General features: G+C 31.2%; 15 protein-coding genes. 11 read left to right on the top strand and 4 right to left on the bottom strand.

What is annotated here, in order from left to right; all coding sequences use genetic code 11:
• Window positions 1–26 precede the first annotated feature (26 nt).
• Entirely contained in the window at window positions 27–725 is a 699-nt protein-coding gene (flgH, locus tag AJ888_RS00720) for a flagellar basal body L-ring protein FlgH (protein WP_002861373.1), read from the bottom strand.
• Window positions 726–814: 89 nt separating this feature from the next.
• Here flgH and pta point away from each other — a divergent pair, with 89 nt between their 5' ends.
• The 3 genes from pta to AJ888_RS00705 all read left to right on the top strand — a co-directional run bounded on the left by pta (window position 815) and on the right by AJ888_RS00705 (window position 4,083).
• Window positions 815–2,320 (top strand): phosphate acetyltransferase, encoded by a 1,506-nt coding sequence (gene pta, locus AJ888_RS00715; protein WP_079860909.1) that lies wholly within the window; start codon window positions 815–817, stop codon window positions 2,318–2,320.
• 13 nt (window positions 2,321–2,333) lie between these two features.
• Window positions 2,334–3,521 carry an acetate kinase gene (locus tag AJ888_RS00710; protein ID WP_002861375.1) on the top strand — a complete coding sequence of 396 codons (1,188 nt, stop codon included), beginning with the start codon at window positions 2,334–2,336 and terminating at the stop codon, window positions 3,519–3,521.
• A 70-nt stretch (window positions 3,522–3,591) separates the two neighbouring features.
• Complete coding sequence (locus tag AJ888_RS00705; RefSeq protein ID WP_002855147.1) at window positions 3,592–4,083, top strand: hypothetical protein; 492 nt, start codon at window positions 3,592–3,594, stop codon at window positions 4,081–4,083.
• Here the strand turns inward: AJ888_RS00705 and AJ888_RS00700 are convergent.
• Together AJ888_RS00700 and rsmH are read right to left on the bottom strand one after the other, a co-directional pair.
• Complete coding sequence (locus tag AJ888_RS00700; RefSeq protein WP_002861376.1) at window positions 4,071–5,009, bottom strand: hypothetical protein; 939 nt, start codon at window positions 5,007–5,009, stop codon at window positions 4,071–4,073. The genes AJ888_RS00705 and AJ888_RS00700 overlap by 13 nt on opposite strands.
• Entirely contained in the window at window positions 5,009–5,947 is a 939-nt protein-coding gene (rsmH, locus tag AJ888_RS00695) for a 16S rRNA (cytosine(1402)-N(4))-methyltransferase RsmH (RefSeq protein WP_079861056.1), read from the bottom strand. The genes AJ888_RS00700 and rsmH overlap by 1 nt, the downstream gene beginning before the upstream one ends.
• A 158-nt stretch (window positions 5,948–6,105) precedes the next feature.
• On the opposite strand from rsmH, the gene AJ888_RS00690 reads away from it, so the two are divergent.
• The 5 genes from AJ888_RS00690 (at window position 6,106) to flgG (ending at window position 11,898) form a co-directional block, all read left to right on the top strand.
• Window positions 6,106–7,596 (top strand): peptidylprolyl isomerase, encoded by a 1,491-nt coding sequence (locus tag AJ888_RS00690; protein ID WP_057096036.1) that lies wholly within the window; start codon window positions 6,106–6,108, stop codon window positions 7,594–7,596.
• Window positions 7,593–8,981, top strand: a complete 1,389-nt coding sequence (ftsA, locus tag AJ888_RS00685; protein WP_072223311.1) for a cell division protein FtsA — start codon at window positions 7,593–7,595, stop codon at window positions 8,979–8,981. Before AJ888_RS00690 ends, ftsA begins: the two co-directional genes overlap by 4 nt.
• A gap of 15 nt (window positions 8,982–8,996) precedes the next feature.
• Window positions 8,997–10,109 (top strand): cell division protein FtsZ, encoded by a 1,113-nt coding sequence (gene ftsZ, locus AJ888_RS00680; protein ID WP_002852071.1) that lies wholly within the window; start codon window positions 8,997–8,999, stop codon window positions 10,107–10,109.
• Window positions 10,110–10,264: 155 nt separating this feature from the next.
• Window positions 10,265–11,077 (top strand): flagellar hook-basal body protein, encoded by an 813-nt coding sequence (locus AJ888_RS00675; RefSeq protein ID WP_002861380.1) that lies wholly within the window; start codon window positions 10,265–10,267, stop codon window positions 11,075–11,077.
• Between the two features lie 29 nt (window positions 11,078–11,106).
• The gene (flgG, locus tag AJ888_RS00670) at window positions 11,107–11,898 is read left to right on the top strand and encodes a flagellar basal-body rod protein FlgG (protein WP_002852142.1); all 792 of its coding nucleotides are present in this window, start codon (window positions 11,107–11,109) and stop codon (window positions 11,896–11,898) included.
• Between the two features lie 66 nt (window positions 11,899–11,964).
• On the opposite strand, the gene glnA is transcribed toward flgG, so the two are convergent.
• Window positions 11,965–13,395 carry a type I glutamate--ammonia ligase gene (gene glnA, locus AJ888_RS00665; RefSeq protein ID WP_002861381.1) on the bottom strand — a complete coding sequence of 477 codons (1,431 nt, stop codon included), beginning with the start codon at window positions 13,393–13,395 and terminating at the stop codon, window positions 11,965–11,967.
• Between the two features lie 202 nt (window positions 13,396–13,597).
• Between glnA and AJ888_RS00660 the strand changes: the two genes are divergently transcribed.
• From AJ888_RS00660 to purE, 3 genes are read left to right on the top strand one after another with little or no spacing between them, the layout of a single operon-like run.
• On the top strand, window positions 13,598–14,293 hold the full coding sequence (locus AJ888_RS00660) for a chemotaxis protein (protein ID WP_002861382.1): 696 nt from the start codon (window positions 13,598–13,600) through the stop codon (window positions 14,291–14,293).
• Window positions 14,290–15,543 carry a peptidase U32 family protein gene (locus AJ888_RS00655; RefSeq protein ID WP_002861383.1) on the top strand — a complete coding sequence of 418 codons (1,254 nt, stop codon included), beginning with the start codon at window positions 14,290–14,292 and terminating at the stop codon, window positions 15,541–15,543. Before AJ888_RS00660 ends, AJ888_RS00655 begins: the two co-directional genes overlap by 4 nt.
• A complete protein-coding gene (gene purE / locus AJ888_RS00650; RefSeq protein ID WP_002861384.1) occupies window positions 15,544–16,038 on the top strand; it encodes a 5-(carboxyamino)imidazole ribonucleotide mutase in 495 nt (164 codons plus the stop codon). It abuts the gene before it with no gap.

Genomic DNA, 16,038 nt, shown 5'->3' with positions numbered 1-16,038 from the left:
CCAAGAGGCAAGGTTTAACCTTGCTTTTAGAATGGCCATATCGCTTCTATAACTTTGCTACCCCAAGGTTTTCTTGTGCTTCTATCCACTTCACCTTCTGTTTTATAAAGAATTTTAGCATCTGCTATATATTTACTATCTATAGTATTGTCTTGACCGATGTCATAAGGACGAATAACACCGCTTAATTGTATGATTTGTTTCTCTCCGTTGATTAAAAGCTCTCTTGAGCCTTCGATAAAATAATTACCATTTGATAAAATTTTAATTACACGCGTTGAAATTGTAGTATTGAAACTTTCATTTCTGCTTTGTGAGCCTGTTCCTGTGTACTTGTTTGAACTATTGGTTTGAAAGCCTATATTAGAATAAGCATTGACTTTATTAAGAGCATTGGCTACCACTCCTGAACTTCCTGTTAAAGCACCTCCGCCTAAATTTGAGGTATTAGTTCTACTTGTTGCTTTATTAGCTTGTGTGCTTTGAGTGGTACTTTCTTGTATAACAACTGTAACTAAATCATTTACATTCATAGCTTTTTTATCTGAAAATAAAGGATTATCCCCTTTGCCAAAAAGTGATCCTGGTGCACTTTCTACATTATTACTTTGTTTTGGTGCAAGTTCTTCTACATAAGCAGGTGGTTTCATTGAAATTTGCGGATCAACCGTTGCAGAACAACCAAAAAATGCAAACGGTAACACATAAAATAAAACTTTTTTCATTTTCGTCCTTTAAAATATGAATTTTTATTTTTCTTTGTTAAAATTAGAAAAAGCAAAGAGTGTTCCACATTTATAAATTTAAGGAGAAAATGATGGCAAATCTTTATTTGATGAGATCTAGAAGTGATGAGTTAAATACTATTATTAGTACAAATTTGCTTAAAAATTATAGCAAAATTTACAAAAATATCGCAATTTATTGCCCTGTAATATACATACATCGCGTCCCTGTTTTGCAAGGTTGGTTGGAAGAATTTAATATCAATCAAACTGTAAAAAGCGCTTATGGTTTTACCTTTAGAGAGGCAATGGAGGAATTTAGCAAAGATCCTCATAATTTTTTTAATGTTATTTTAGAAGAATATGAAGAGTTAAAACGCAAATACGATTTTGTGCTTGTAAATAGCTTTTGCGAATTTGGAATACTTGATGGATTTGATCTTAGTATAAAATTGGCTAAAAATCTTAATACCCCTATCGCTGCTATTATTAACGATGAAGATAAACTTATAGCTCAAAAATATTTCGATCATGCCCTAGATGGTCGTAATTATGTTTTGATTAATGAAAAATTTAATTTTGAAGAAGTGCAAAAGCTTGAAGAGTATGATTTTATAACTCCGCATCGTTTTAAATATGAATTGATTAAACAAAGCGTAAAAAATAAAAAAACTGTTGTTTTGCCAGAAAGTAATGATGAGAGAATTTTAAAAGCTACTGAAATTTTATTAAAAAGTAAAGTTGTTGATCTTATTTTATTGGGTGATGAGGAAAAAATCAAACAAGATGCTGCTAGATTAAGTCTTGATTTAAGTACTATACAAATTATGAATCCGCTCAATTCAGAATATAATCAAGAATTTACTTCCATTCTTTATGAGGCAAGAAAATCTAAAGGAATGAGTTTAGAAGAGGCTAAGATGCTAGTTCAGGATAAAACTTATTTTGGAACTTTGCTTATACATACTGGAAAAGCTGATGCTATGGTTAGTGGAGCATCAACTACTACGGCTGAAACAATTCGCCCTGCATTGCAGCTTATTAAAACCAAAGAAGGTATTAGTTCTGTTTCGGGAATTTTCTTTATGGGGCTTGAAGATCAAGTTTTAGCTTTTGCTGATTGTGCTGTAAATCCAAGTCCAACTGCTGAACAGCTTGCAACTAGTGCTTATGTAAGTGCTATGACTGCTAAATCTTTTGGACTTGAACCAAGAATAGCTTTGCTTTCTTATTCTAGTGGTGATAGCGGTAAAGGGGAAAGTGTAGATCTTGTAAAAGAAGCATTAAAAATTGCTAAAGAAAAATACCCTGAGTTAAATATAGATGGTCCTATGCAGTTTGATTGCGCTTATGATCTAAAGACTGCGGCAAAGAAAATGCCAAATTCTAAGATAGCAGGCCATGCAAATGTATATATTTTTCCTGATCTTAATGCAGCAAATATTTGTTACAAAGCAGTTCAAAGAACCGCTAATGCTTTAGCAATCGGTCCTATTTTACAAGGTCTTAAAAAACCTGTTAATGATTTAAGTCGTGGATGTTTGGTAGATGATATTGTAGATACTGTTATTTTAAGTGCTATACAAGCTCAATAGAAAGGAATAATAAATGAAAATTTTAGTTTTAAATTCAGGTTCTTCATCGATTAAATTTAAATTTTTTGATAATAAAATCGTTAAAGCCAGTGGCTTAGTAGAGAAAATCGGAGAGCAAAATTCAAAAGTTATATTAAAAAATGTTTTAAATAATGAAAGTTTTGAAAGAGAATTAACAATAAATAATCACGAAGAAGGACTTAGTATAGTTAATGAGCTTTTTAAAGAATCAGGAATTTTAGCGGATTTAAATGCTCTTGATGGCTGTGGTCATCGTATAGTTCATGGGGGAAGAAATTTAAGTGAGCATTGTTTAGTAGATGACTATGTTCTTAAAGAGATAGATAGGGTTAGTATTTTTGCTCCTTTGCATAATCCTGCCCATTTAGCAGGTATAAAAACAATGATTAAAGCTGCACCTAGTGTTGCTAATGCAGCTATTTTTGATACAGCTTTTCATCGCACTATGCCTGATTTTGCTTATATGTATGCTTTGCCTTATGATTTTTATGATAAGCATAATATTAGAAGATATGGTTTTCATGGGACTTCCCATGCTTATGTTAGTTCTAGAGCGGCAAAATTTCTTCAAAAAGATCAAGATGAATTAAATGTTATCTCTGCTCATCTTGGAAATGGTGCAAGTGTATGTGCTATAGAAAAAGGTAAGAGTGTGGATACTTCTATGGGATTTACTCCGCTTGAAGGACTTATTATGGGAACGCGTTGTGGGGATATAGATCCTGCTATTTTACCTTTTATAAGTCATGTCAAAGGTTTAACTATAGAAGAAATAGACACACTGATGAATAAAAAAAGTGGAGTATATGGAATTTGCGGTTATAATGATTTTAGAGATATAGAAAGAGAGATAGAACAAGGTAATGATAAAGCACGCTTGGCTCTTGATATGTTTTGTTATCGTCTTGTTAAATATATAGGATCCTACTTTGCCGTGTTGCCAAAAACCGATGCTATTATTTTTACAGGTGGTATAGGAGAAAATGATAGTTTGGTTCGACAAAAAGTATGTGAGAGATTAGCTCATCTTGGTATCGAGTTAGATTTTGAACTTAACAAACAAAGGATTTCGGGCGAAAGAATGATAAATCATGCAAATTCTAAAGTTAAAGTGCTTGTTATTCCTACAGATGAAGAATTAGAAATCGCTAGAATTACAGAAGAATTAATAAGCAATTGAAAGAGGTTTATATTTAGTAAAAATTAATTTTCTTTAGATAAAATTTTAATTAAAAAATAAAGCATGGATTATGAAAAAATTTAAAGAATTTAGCCTTCGTTTTTTATTTAAAGTATCAGAACAACCTGTTTTAGTGAAGGATTTATTAGAGGCAAATGCACTTTTTAATGACGGTATGCTTGTAGATCCTTCTAAGCTAAATTTTAATTTCAAAATTCTAAATTCTTATATTTATTTTGGTGTTTTTTGTGCTGTGGTTTTGTTACCATTGCTTTTAATTACTCATTATTTTTTAACAAAACTTGACTTTCATATAAGCATAGTGAGTGCTGTTATGGTTACTGCTTGTGTATTTATAGGATATGATATTTTTAAAGTTTATACTCGCAAAATAATCTCAAAAAAAATAATACAAAAAGCCTGGGCTTTGCATTTCCCTTATTTTGCTTATGAAAAATACTCTATAATGGCAGGTGAAATTTATAAGGAAGCCTTAAAAGAGGAAATTCCAAAAGCAAATTTAGAGCAGTATGTTTTAGATAAGATTATTCATTCTAAATAGTCTAAAATTTGATTTTGGAATCGCATATTTTCAAGCCTTCTTTTTAAATCTTTATTTTCTTCGTTTAAAACGCTTTCTTCTGTTCTTAATGTAGCAATTTCTCTACTAAGATAATAAATTTGATTTCTAATATAAATTTGTGGAGCAAATAAAAATAACGCAAAACTAACAAGTAAAGCCGCAAAAAGAAGATGATTGAAATTTAGGTTTCTATCTTCTTTGGTGGCATTAGAGTAGCCTTCTAATAAAACATTTTTTGCCTTTTGAGCATCTTCATCATTTTGTTGTTTTTCTTGGGCTTGATTGGATGGTTTTGGAAGTTCTTGTTTATTTTCTTGTGGTGTTATCTTTTTTTGTAAATTTTCCAAACTTTGTTTAATATCGGGTTGTTTTTTAATATCAGGTCGTTTTTCTATAGTTTGGGAATTTTGTATTTTAGGCTCAGTTTTTTGAATTTTTTCTATAGATTTTATAGATTCTTTTTTTTCTTTTTTATCTTGGATAAGGTTTTGATCATTTTTTATTTGAATTTTTGGTTTGGTTTGAATATTTTTTATCTCGTTTATTTTTTTTCTTCCAAACGAAAAAATCTTTTTAGTTTTTTTATTTTCTTCTTTTTTTCTTTCTTTCATTTTGGAAAAAATTTTTTTAGCAAGAGATTGCTTTTCTTCTAATTTAACATTGATCAGATCTTCTTTTAAATATATATTTGATTTTTTAGTATGTTTTGACTCATACTCTTCATCGAGTTCTTCTAAGAATTTATTAGGAGTCTTTTTTTTAAAACGACGTCTTAAAATATCATCGCTAGAAATTTCATCTCTTAAATCATCATCAAGCGGTTTGCCTTGATTTATGGCGCGAGAAAATTTCAGCATTTTTTGGCGTATGTTTTGGCGTTCTTTTATAAAATCATCTTCTAGCATTATTTATTGTCCAAATTATTAAAATAAAAAGCCCGCATTTTAGCACAACTAGAGCGAGAATTTTTTAAAAGTTCTTCCTTGCTTGCACTTATAGCTTTTTTGGTTATTATTTGCCCTAGGCTATGGTTATTTCCACATTCGCAACGCATTATTTTTTCATCACAAATGCAGTTTTTTGACCATTTTTTGAAAAAATTTTTTACTATTCTATCTTCCAAAGAATGAAAACTAATGATTGTTAAAATGCAATTTTTTGGTTTTAAATTTTCCAAATGCCCAAGAAAATCTTTAAGCACTTTAAGTTCTTGATTTACTTCTATTCTAATGGCTTGAAATGCTAAAGTGGCTTTGGAAATTTTTCTATGATTTTGTTTGCCTTTTCCTATGATTTGATAAAGTTCCTTGGCGCTTTTGATTGGATTTTTACTTCTTTCTAGGCAAATTTTTTCAGCAATAAAATGTGCATCGTGCAATTCTCCATAGTCTTTAAAAATGGAAGTTAATTGCTCTTTTGTATAAGTATTAATAATCTCATAAGCCGATATTTTGGAGTTTTGATTCATTCTCATATCCAAAAAGTCAGAATTTACACTAAAACCTCTTTCGTTATTATCGAGTTGAAATGAAGAAACTCCAATGTCTGCTAAAATACCTCTTAATTCTTCTTTATGTGAAATTTTTTCTAAAACTTCACTAAAATTACTTTGTATAAAAGTTATCCTATTGTGAAAATCTTTAAGACGTTTTTTAGAAAATTCTAAAGCTTGTTGATCTTGATCACAAGCAATGAATTTAAGATCAGGATGATTTTTAAGCAAAGCTTCACTATGTCCGCCAAATCCTAAAGTGCAGTCTAAAAAATAACCTGTTTTAAGATTTTTAAAAATCTCTTGAACTTCATTAAGCAAAACTGGGATATGAGGAATTTCCAAAATCAATCCTAATAAATTTTTATAAGCTATAATTATAACTAAATTTCATTGTAAAAATCATAAAATTTAAAGAACAAATATTTTTTGGTAAAAATTTTATAATTAAACTCCACTTAAACACTTCTACGATACAATATCTAGTTTAAATTTAATCAAGGAATGATATGCTTACTTGGATGCAACATCACAAAAAATATCTTGTTGTTACTATATGGGTTAGTACTATAGCTTTTGTTGGCGCCGGCTTTTTAGGTTGGGGTGCTTATGATTTTAATCTCAATAGAAGTTCTAGTGTTGCAACCGTAGGAAATGAAAAGATAGGTTTTAGTGAATTTGATACTAGATATAGACAAATTTTAAGTTATTATAATCAAATTAGCAACGGTGCTTTAACTCCAGAAAATGCTGAGCAACTAGGCATTAAAAATATAGCCTTAAGCTCCCTTGTTGAAGATAAGCTTTTGTTAAATTTTGCCAAAGATTTGGGTATTGGCGTAAACGAGAATGAAATTTTACAAAAACTTGCAAATACTAGAGAATTTCAAGATCCTACAGGGGATTTTAACAAAACAATTTATTATGAACTTTTAAATGCCAATAATTTAACTCCAAAAGATTATGAAACACAACTTGCAAATGAAGTAATTACTGATAAACTTAATCAAATTTTTAATATTCCTAGCAAAGATGAGGAATTAAAAATGTTAGCTTCTAGTTATTTCATGCAAGATGCCTTAAGTATTGCAAAAATTGATTATGACAAAAAAAATATTAAGATTAATGAAGAGGATTTAAAAAAGCTTTGGAATGAACATAAAGAAGATTATAAAACTAAAAAAATATATGAAATTTCAACTTATTTTTTGCCAGTTAGCAATGAGAAAATTGACGACAAAGAATTAGAAAAATTTTATAATCAAGATGAAAATAAACTAAAATATAAAGATTTTGCAGGTAAAGTAATGGATTTTCAGTCTGCTAAAAATGAAGTTGCTAAAGATTACGCCTTAATGCAACTAAAGAATGTGGCTAATGCTAAATTTTTAGATTTAAAAAATGGGAAAGATAATTTTCAAAAAGATCAAAATATTAGTGAATCTGATGTTTATTATCCAATTGATCTTTTGAATAAAGCTAAAAATGGAGATGTTTTACGACCAGCACCTTATAATAACGGATATATCATAGTTAAACTAAATAAAGTAGATCCTATAAGAAATAAAACTTTTGAAGAAGCTAGAGAAGAAGTTTTACCTATGTATTTAAGCGAACAAGCTAGAAAAAATTTAGAAGAAAAAGCTAAAAATAGTTTAGTAAATTTTAAAGGCGATGATATAGGCTTTGTAAGTCGAGATAGTTCTCGCGAGAGTGTAAAGGTTAGCGATAAAATATTAAACGATTCTGAATTTGCTTATTTTTTAATGAATGTATTTAATACTGATCAAAATAGTTCTTATGTGGTCATTAATGACAATAAAGCAATATTATATAAAATAAATAAACAAAAATTAGATATGAACTCCGATAAATTTGAACAATACAAAACTATGCTTGAACAAAATTTGCAAAATTTAAAAGCAAATGAGCTTAAGCAAGAACTTGTTGATGAACTTAAAAAGATATATCCGATAAAAATTTATTATAAAGGGAATTGATTTTGAATATATTAGGAATTGACTTAGGCTCAACCCAGACTTGTGCCATTATTGCTCAAAAAGATGAAGATGGATTAAAAATTATTGGTTTTTCCAAGTCGAAAACCAACGGGGTTAAAAAAGGTGCCATTACCAATATAGAGCTTGCTTCTAAATCTATTGAAGAGGCTGTTAGAAGTGCTGAGATGATGAGCGGAGTTCATTATGATAAGGTTGTGGTATCTATATCAGGTGCTTATACTAAAAGCGTTGATAGCATAGGTGTTGTTAATATTCCAAATCATGAAATAGGCATTAAAGAAATTCATCGTGCTGTAAGTACAGCTAAGCATACTGCCAATCTACCAAGTGGTTATGAAATTATCCATGTTTTGCCTTATAATTTTAAGGTTAATGATCTTGAACATGTTGATGATCCTTTGGGAATGAGTGGCAATCGTTTAGAAGTTTCAACCCATATAGTGATTTCACAAGAATCTCATATTAAAAATCTTAAGAAAGCAGTTGAATTAGCTGATTTAAGAGTGGATAATATAGTTCTTTCAGGATATGCTTCAGCTATAGCTTGTTTAGATGATAGCGAAAAGGAATTAGGTGCTGTTTTGATTGATATGGGTGGAGCGATTTGCGATATGGTTGTTCATACTGGAAATTCAATTAGATATAATGATTGTTTGCAAATTGGCTCGATTAATATCACCCAAGATTTATCAATGGCATTGCATACACCTTTAAAAGAAGCAGAAAAAATCAAGCTTAATTATGCAGCTCTTTCGCAACAGCCTAATACCCTTATACAAATTCCTTCAATGGGTGATGAAAGAAAGGTTAATGAAGTTTCTTTGGATATTATTTCAAACGTAATTTATGCAAGAGCGGAAGAAACTTTGATGATTTTGGCAAAAATCTTAAGTGATAATCGTTATGCCAATGCTATAGGCGGTGGAGTTGTTTTAACAGGTGGAATGACTAAGTTAGCAGGTATTGATGAGCTAGCTCCTGCAACATTTGATAATCGCTCAGTTAGACTGGCTACTGCAAGAAAAGATTTGATTACTGGTTTTAGTGAAATTTTTAATGATCCTGAAAATACTTGTGCTATAGGACTTTGTTTATATGGAGCAGGGTATTTTACGCCTTATGAACTTGATTCTAATGAAAAATTAAGATATAAAGGGGAAATTGAAAATTTTAATCGTCAAATTAAACAAGATATTGTTTTGCAAAAAGATACAGAAAGTGAAATAAAATCTGATTTTTTTGATGAAAATTTGCAAGAAAATGATACAATTGCAATACAAGAACAATTAGATTTTAAAGAGCCAAAAGAAAAAAAACCTAGCGTTTTTTCAAATATCTGGCATAAAATTATGAATCAATTTTAACAAGGAGAAATTTTTATGAGTGAATTTTTAGTAGAAGAAATGCAACATAATAAAGGTGCAAAAATTAAGGTTATAGGCTGCGGTGGCGGTGGCGGTAATATGATCAACCATATGGTTAAAATGGGATTAAATGATCTTGATTTAATTGCAGCAAATACTGATGCACAAGCTATTTCAATTTCATTAGCAAAAACTAAAATTCAACTTGGCGAGAAAAAAACTAAAGGTTTAGGCGCTGGTATGCTTCCTGAAGTAGGTGCAGAAAGTGCTAGAGAAAGTTTTGAAGAAATAAAAGCAAGTCTTAGTCAAAGTGATATTGTATTTATTGCTTCAGGTTTTGGTGGAGGTACTGGAACGGGTGCCACTCCAGTTATTGCACAAGCAGCTAAAGAGATTGGAGCTTTAACTGTTTCTGTTGTAACTATGCCTTTTGCATTCGAAGGAAAACAAAGAAAAAAACTTGCTGAAAGCGGTCTCCTTGAGCTTAAAAAAGAAAGTGATTCTATTCTTGTAATTCAAAATGAAAAATTATTGAGCATTATTGATAAAAAAGCAGGCATTAAAGATGCTTTTAGATTGGTTGATGATATTTTAGCTCGTGCTGTAAAAGGTATGGTGTCTATCTTGCTTGATAATGGAGATATTAATGTTGACTTTGCGGATGTAAGAACCATCATGAGTCATCGCGGACTCGCGCTTATGGGTGTTGGTAGTGCTAGCGGTGAAAATGCTATAGAAGAGGCTCTTTCAAACGCTATAGAATCTCCTTTGCTTGATGGAATGGATATTAAAGGTGCCAAGGGAGTTATTTTACATTTTAAAACAAGTTCTAATTGCTCTTTGTTTGAAATTTCGGCAGCAGCAAATAGTATACAAGAAATTGTTGATGAAAATGCTAAGATTATTTTTGGTTCTACTACAGATGATAGCATGGAAGATAGAGTTGAAGTAACTATTATTGCGACAGGGTTTGAAGATAAAGATACAGTAGCTAAAAAATCTACCGAAGAAGCTCAAGCTTCTAAGAAAAATCCTTATTTAAGTCTTAAAAAGGTAAGCGGTGGTTACGATGAAGAGATAATGGCGCAAATTGAAACACCAACTTTCTTGCGTCGTCAAATGGATTAAAATTGATTTTTAAAGCAAGATTGAGTCAAATCTTGCTTTTTATAGTTTAAAATTCTCTCCTAATAATCTTTCAAATATTTATTTTTCTTTGTTTTTAAAAGTTGGAACACTCTTTGCTTTTATAGTTATAAAATCTTAAATTTATAGGTGAAAATATGCAAAATGGATATTATCAAGCAACTGGCGGAATGGTAACTCAGTTCAATAAACTTGATGTGATTACTAATAATCTTGCCAATATTAATACAAGCGGATACAAAAGAGATGATGTGGTTATTGCAGATTTTAAAAGGATTTTTAAAGAAACTCAGGATGAGTTGCCTATAGAAAATCACACAAGAGATGCATCTCGTTTTGTAAATACTACAATAGATGGAATCCCGCAAGTTTCTCAAGAATATACGGATTTTAGCCTAGGTTCTTTAAAGGCCACAAACAATCCTTTGGATTTGGCAATGACTAGAGAAGATGCTTTTTATTTGGTTCAGACCAAAGATGGAGAAGTAAGATTAACTAAAGATGGAAATTTTCAACTTGATGATGAGGGTTATTTGGTAAATAAGCAAGGATACAAGGTGTTAAGTAGTGATTATTTTAATAATCCTCAGAATGCTGGCATACGCATTCCTAATGGTGCTGTTCAAATTAGCGTTGATAAAAACGGAAGCATTGAAGTTGATGGAGTTCAAAATGCAAGATTATTTGTAGCGCAAGTAGATGATATAAGAGCTTTGCAAAAAGATGGAGATAATGTCTATAAAATAGATGATCTAACCCGCATTAGAGATTTGGAAAACTCCAATGCTATTCGCCAAGGTTTTTCTCAGGGATCAAATGTTAATCCAGTTACTGAAATGGTAGGACTGATTGAAGCAAACAGAATGGTAGAAATGTATCAAAAAGTTATGACAGCTCATATGGATGACTTAAATCAAGAAGCTATCAATAAGCTTGCAGCTGTTAAATAATTTAAAATAAAATAAAAAAAGGATTAAAAATGATGAGATCACTTCATACTGCTGCTACGGGAATGGTAGCGCAGCAAACACAAATTGATGTTACTTCAAATAACATCGCCAATGTTAATACAGCAGGTTTTAAGAAAAGTCGCGCAGAATTTGCTGACCTTATGTATCAAGTTATGAAGTATGCAGGAACTTCGACTTCGGCTACTACTCTTTCTCCTTCGGGTATAGAAGTGGGTGTGGGTGTGCGTCCAACAGCGGTAACTAAAGTTTTTACTGAAGGAAATTTAAAATCAACAAGTACTGATGGTCTTGATATGGCTATTGCAGGTAATGGGTTTTTTCAAATACAACTTCCTGATGGCACTATAGGATATACTAGAAATGGGCAATTTACAAAAGATAATGAAGGTAATATTGTAAATTCAGATGGTTATAGACTTTTACCTGAGATGACAATACCTGAAGGCGCAACAGCAATTAATGTTGCTACAGATGGAACCGTTTCTGTAATGCTACCAGGGGAGCAACAAGAAACTCAAATTGGCCAAGTGGAGCTAGTTCAGTTTATAAATCCAGCGGGTCTTCATTCTATGGGTGATAATCTTTATCTTGAAACAGGAGCAAGTGGTGCACCTGTTGCGGGTATAGCAGGACAAGATGGGCTTGGAACAATAAGACATGGATTTATAGAACTTAGTAATGTTCAGCTTGTTGAAGAAATGACGGATCTTATCACAGGACAAAGAGCTTATGAAGCGGGTTCTAAGGCAATTACAACAAGTGATGATATGCTAGGAATTGTAAATCAACTTAAGCGATAGTTGATATAAAATAAATATTTTTAATTCTTTTTTAATTTAATGGCGTGTTAAACGCCATTAAATTTTTTAGCAAGAGTAGCAAGTTTTAAATTCATAAGCAGTTGGACGGGCTTCTACTGGCCAAACTTGTGTTTCAAATTTTAAATGCTGATAGTCATCTATAAAAATATCGCTCATTACAGGTTTTAAATAAGAATTATGTCGAATTAAAGCTTCTAAACTTCCTCTTAGAGTATGCGGTAATTGCTCTATCCCTTTTTCACGTATTTCATCCAAAGTAAGATCAAATAAATTTTCATCCATAGGACCCACAGGAATGGTTTTATTTTTGATTCCATCAAGACCTGCCATTAAAAGACTAACAAAAGCTAAATAAGGATTAGCAGTGCTATCAGGGAAGCGAATTTCTATACGAGCTGAATTTTTACCTATGCCATAAGGAACGCGACAGCTTGCTGATCTGTTTTGACAAGAATAAGTTAAAATACAAGGAGCTTCAAAGCCAGGAACTATCCTTTTGTAAGAGTTGGAACTTGGATTTGTAAAAGCTGCGACACTTCTAGCATTTTTTAAAATTCCACCTATATAATTTATAGCAGTTTGACTAAGTCCACTGTATCCATCTTTATCGTAAAATAAATTTATCCCATCTTTCCATAAGCTCATATGAACATGCATACCATTGCCATTATCTCCGTATAAAGGTTTTGGCATAAAAGTGGCAGTTTTGCCGTTTAAATGAGCTACCATTTTTACAACATATTTATAAATTTGAACATTGTCAGCTGCTTCTACAAGCGTGCCAAAATTTACTCCTATTTCAGCTTGTCCTTGTGCAACTTCATGATGATGAACAAAAGTCTTAAGGCCTACTTTTTCAAGGGTTTGAACCATTTCAGAACGAATATCTACTAAAGAATCAATTGGCTGAACTGGAAAATATCCACCTTTGTTTCTTGGCCTGTGTCCAGTATTGTAGCTATCGGTAAATTCTCTATCATCATTCCACTCTCCTTCTTCGGTATCAACTTCATATTTAGAACAATGAGTAGTATCAACTATTTTTACACTATCAAAAACAAAGAATTCATTTTCTGGTCCAAAGTAAGCAGTATCAGCTATGCCACTATTTTTAAGGTGTTCCATTGCTTTTTTTGCTATGCTTCTTGGACATTTTTCATACATTTGTCCTTTGTAAATATCATACACATCACAAAATACTATGATAGTAGGATCAGCCGTAAAAGGATCTAAAAAAGCACTTTGAGCATCAGGTTTTAAAATCATATCTGATTTTTCTATAGGTTGCCATCCATGAATTGAGCTTCCATCAAATGGAATGCCAGTTTGAAATGTTTTTTCATTGATTGCATGAAGATTATAGGTAATATGATGCCAAGTTCCTATCATATCTGTAAAACGAAAATCAACAAAAAGCACTTCATTTTGTTTGCAAAATTTGAAAAAATCATCTATATTATTAACAAATTTTCCCATATTTTTACTCCTTTACGTAATTAAATTTATAAAATTATATCATAAAATTTTTAATTAAGATTTAATTAATATATTTTTTTTAATAAATTTAAAAATTTAATTTAAAAAGATTAAAAAATAAAAATTTATATTTTTGTTTTAGATAAAATTGATTATAATTTTGAGCAATTATTGAAAATCTAGATTTAAAAAAGGGAAAAAAATGACTCAAGAAGAGCTTGATGCTTTGATGAATGGTGATGTTGATCTTGATTCAGAGACAGAAGCAGAGATAAAAACCGAAGAATCGAATACCGAAGAAGATGCTTTGATGTTAGAAGATGTCAAAATAGCTGATTACAAACCTAATCCTAGTGTAGTATGGCCACCACCCCCACCAAATCAGGAGCATAAAGTTGTACATCAGTTAGATGATGTTACAAAAGATAGCGAGCTTAAAGCAACGGAAATGATGGATAAGCTTGAAAGTATTAATAATTTTTTTGCGGATTCTGAAAGTTTACTCAAAGAAATAAATAAAGCAATAGAAAAAAATATTGATATTTTTTCTAAACTTAATGAAAAATTTCCTAATGTGGAAAGTTTCAGTGAAGCTTTAGAATTAAACAATCAAGCTAAAAAAAGTTCTAAGGAGATTGTCGGAAATCTTCAAAGCGGACAAGATGAAGTGATGATGGCAATGGATGCAATGCAGTATCAAGATATACATCGTCAAAAAATCGAACGTGTTATTAATGTAATGCGTGCTTTAAGCCGTTATATGAGTTCTTTATTTGAAGGTAAAATTGATGATAAAAAACGTGTAAGTTCTGCAGTGCATATTGAAGGTGATAGTACTGCTGATGTTGTAAGTAATGATGATATAGAAGCTTTAATTGCAAGTTTAGGGCAAAAATGATCATTCCTGAAATAGTAGCTCCTGCAGGAAATTTCACAAAATTAAAAATTGCTTTAGCTTATGGCGCAGATGCGGTTTATGCGGGTGTGAATAATTTTTCTTTAAGATCGCGCACTGCAAGAGAATTTAATTATGAAAGTTTTGAAGAAGCTATCAAATATACTCATGAGCGTGGTAAGAAAATTTATGTTACTTTAAATGGTTTTCATTTAAGCTCTCAAATTGAAGGCTTAAAAAGACATATATTAAAATTACGTGAGATGAAACCCGATGCTTTTATTGTAGCTTCTGTTGGAACTATGCGTCTTGTTAAAGAGCTTGCACCTGAAATTTCTTTACATGTTTCTACTCAGGCGAATATTTTAAATTATTTAGATGCTCAAGTTTATAAGGATATGGGCGCTAAAAGGGTTGTAATTGCGAGAGAATTAGGGCTTAAAGATGCTAAAGCTTTAAAAGAAAATTGCGATATTGAACTTGAAGCCTTTGTGCATGGTTCTATGTGTTTTGCTTATTCTGGGCGTTGTTTAATAAGCTCTGTGCAAAGTGGAAGAATGAGTAATCGTGGATCTTGTGCAAATGATTGCAGATTTAATTATGAGCTTTATGCTAAAAATCCAGAAAATGGTACTTTATTTCGTTTAGAAGAAGATGAAAATGGTACTCATGTTTTTAATTCCAAAGATTTAAATCTTTGTTCTTATATAGAAAAAATCATGCAAGAAAATTGTATCAGTGCTTTTAAGATAGAAGGACGCACCAAAAGCGAATATTATGTTGCGCTTACAACAAGAACTTATAAAATGGCTATACAGGATGTTTTAGAGGGTAAGTTTGAGTCAAACAAGTATGAAAAAGAGATTGCTACGCTTAAGAATCGTGGTTTTACAGATGGCTATCTTGTTTCGCGTCCTTTAGAAAAAACCGACACACAAAATCATAATACAAGCATAGAAGAAGGTTCTTATCAAGTGCATGCTATAAGCGAAGATGGAAGCTTTTTTAAATGTAAAGGGAAAATCGTTTTAAACACGCCTTATGAAATTTTAGCTCCTTTAGGCGATGTGATTCAAACTTGCGATAATGAACTAGGTAAAATTTATCAAAAAGAGGATAAATATTTTATAGAGTTTAAAAAACTCATTGCTAAAAACAATAAAGAATTTAGTGAAATTCATAGCGGCAATGAACATGAAATTCAATTACCAAGTAAAATCAGTGCATTAAGTTTTTTAAGAAAGGAAATATAGATGAATTTTGTTTCTATTTTAATGGGAAGCAAGAGTGATTATGAGACTATGAAAGAGGCTGCTAAAACTTTAGAAAGTTTTGGGGTAAAGTATGAACTTATTATCTCATCAGCTCATCGTAGTCCAAAAAGAACAAAAGAGTATATTGCAAATGCTGAAGAAAAAGGTGCGAAAGTTTTTATAGCAGCAGCTGGAATGGCAGCGCATTTAGCTGGAGCTGTTGCAGCTTATACAACAAAACCTGTTTTGGGAGTGCCTATGTCAGGAAGCAATCTTGCAAGTATGGATTCTTTATTTTCTACGGTGCAAATGCCTAGTGGAATTCCTGTAGGAACTTTAGCTATTGGTAAGGCTGGAGCAATCAATGCTGCTTATTTGGCTATGCAAATTTTAGCTATTTATGATGTTGATTTAGCACAAAAGCTTAAAGAAGATCGTCTTGAAAAAGAAAAAAAACTTGTATCTGATTCAAAAGAAGTAGAAGTTTTATTATAA

It is taken from the genome of Campylobacter sp. BCW_6467, from assembly GCF_001762855.1.
GTDB lineage: Bacteria > Campylobacterota > Campylobacteria > Campylobacterales > Campylobacteraceae > Campylobacter_D > Campylobacter_D jejuni.
The sequence above is the reverse complement of the archived record's forward strand: the minus strand, read 5'-3'. Positions and strand labels throughout refer to the sequence as shown.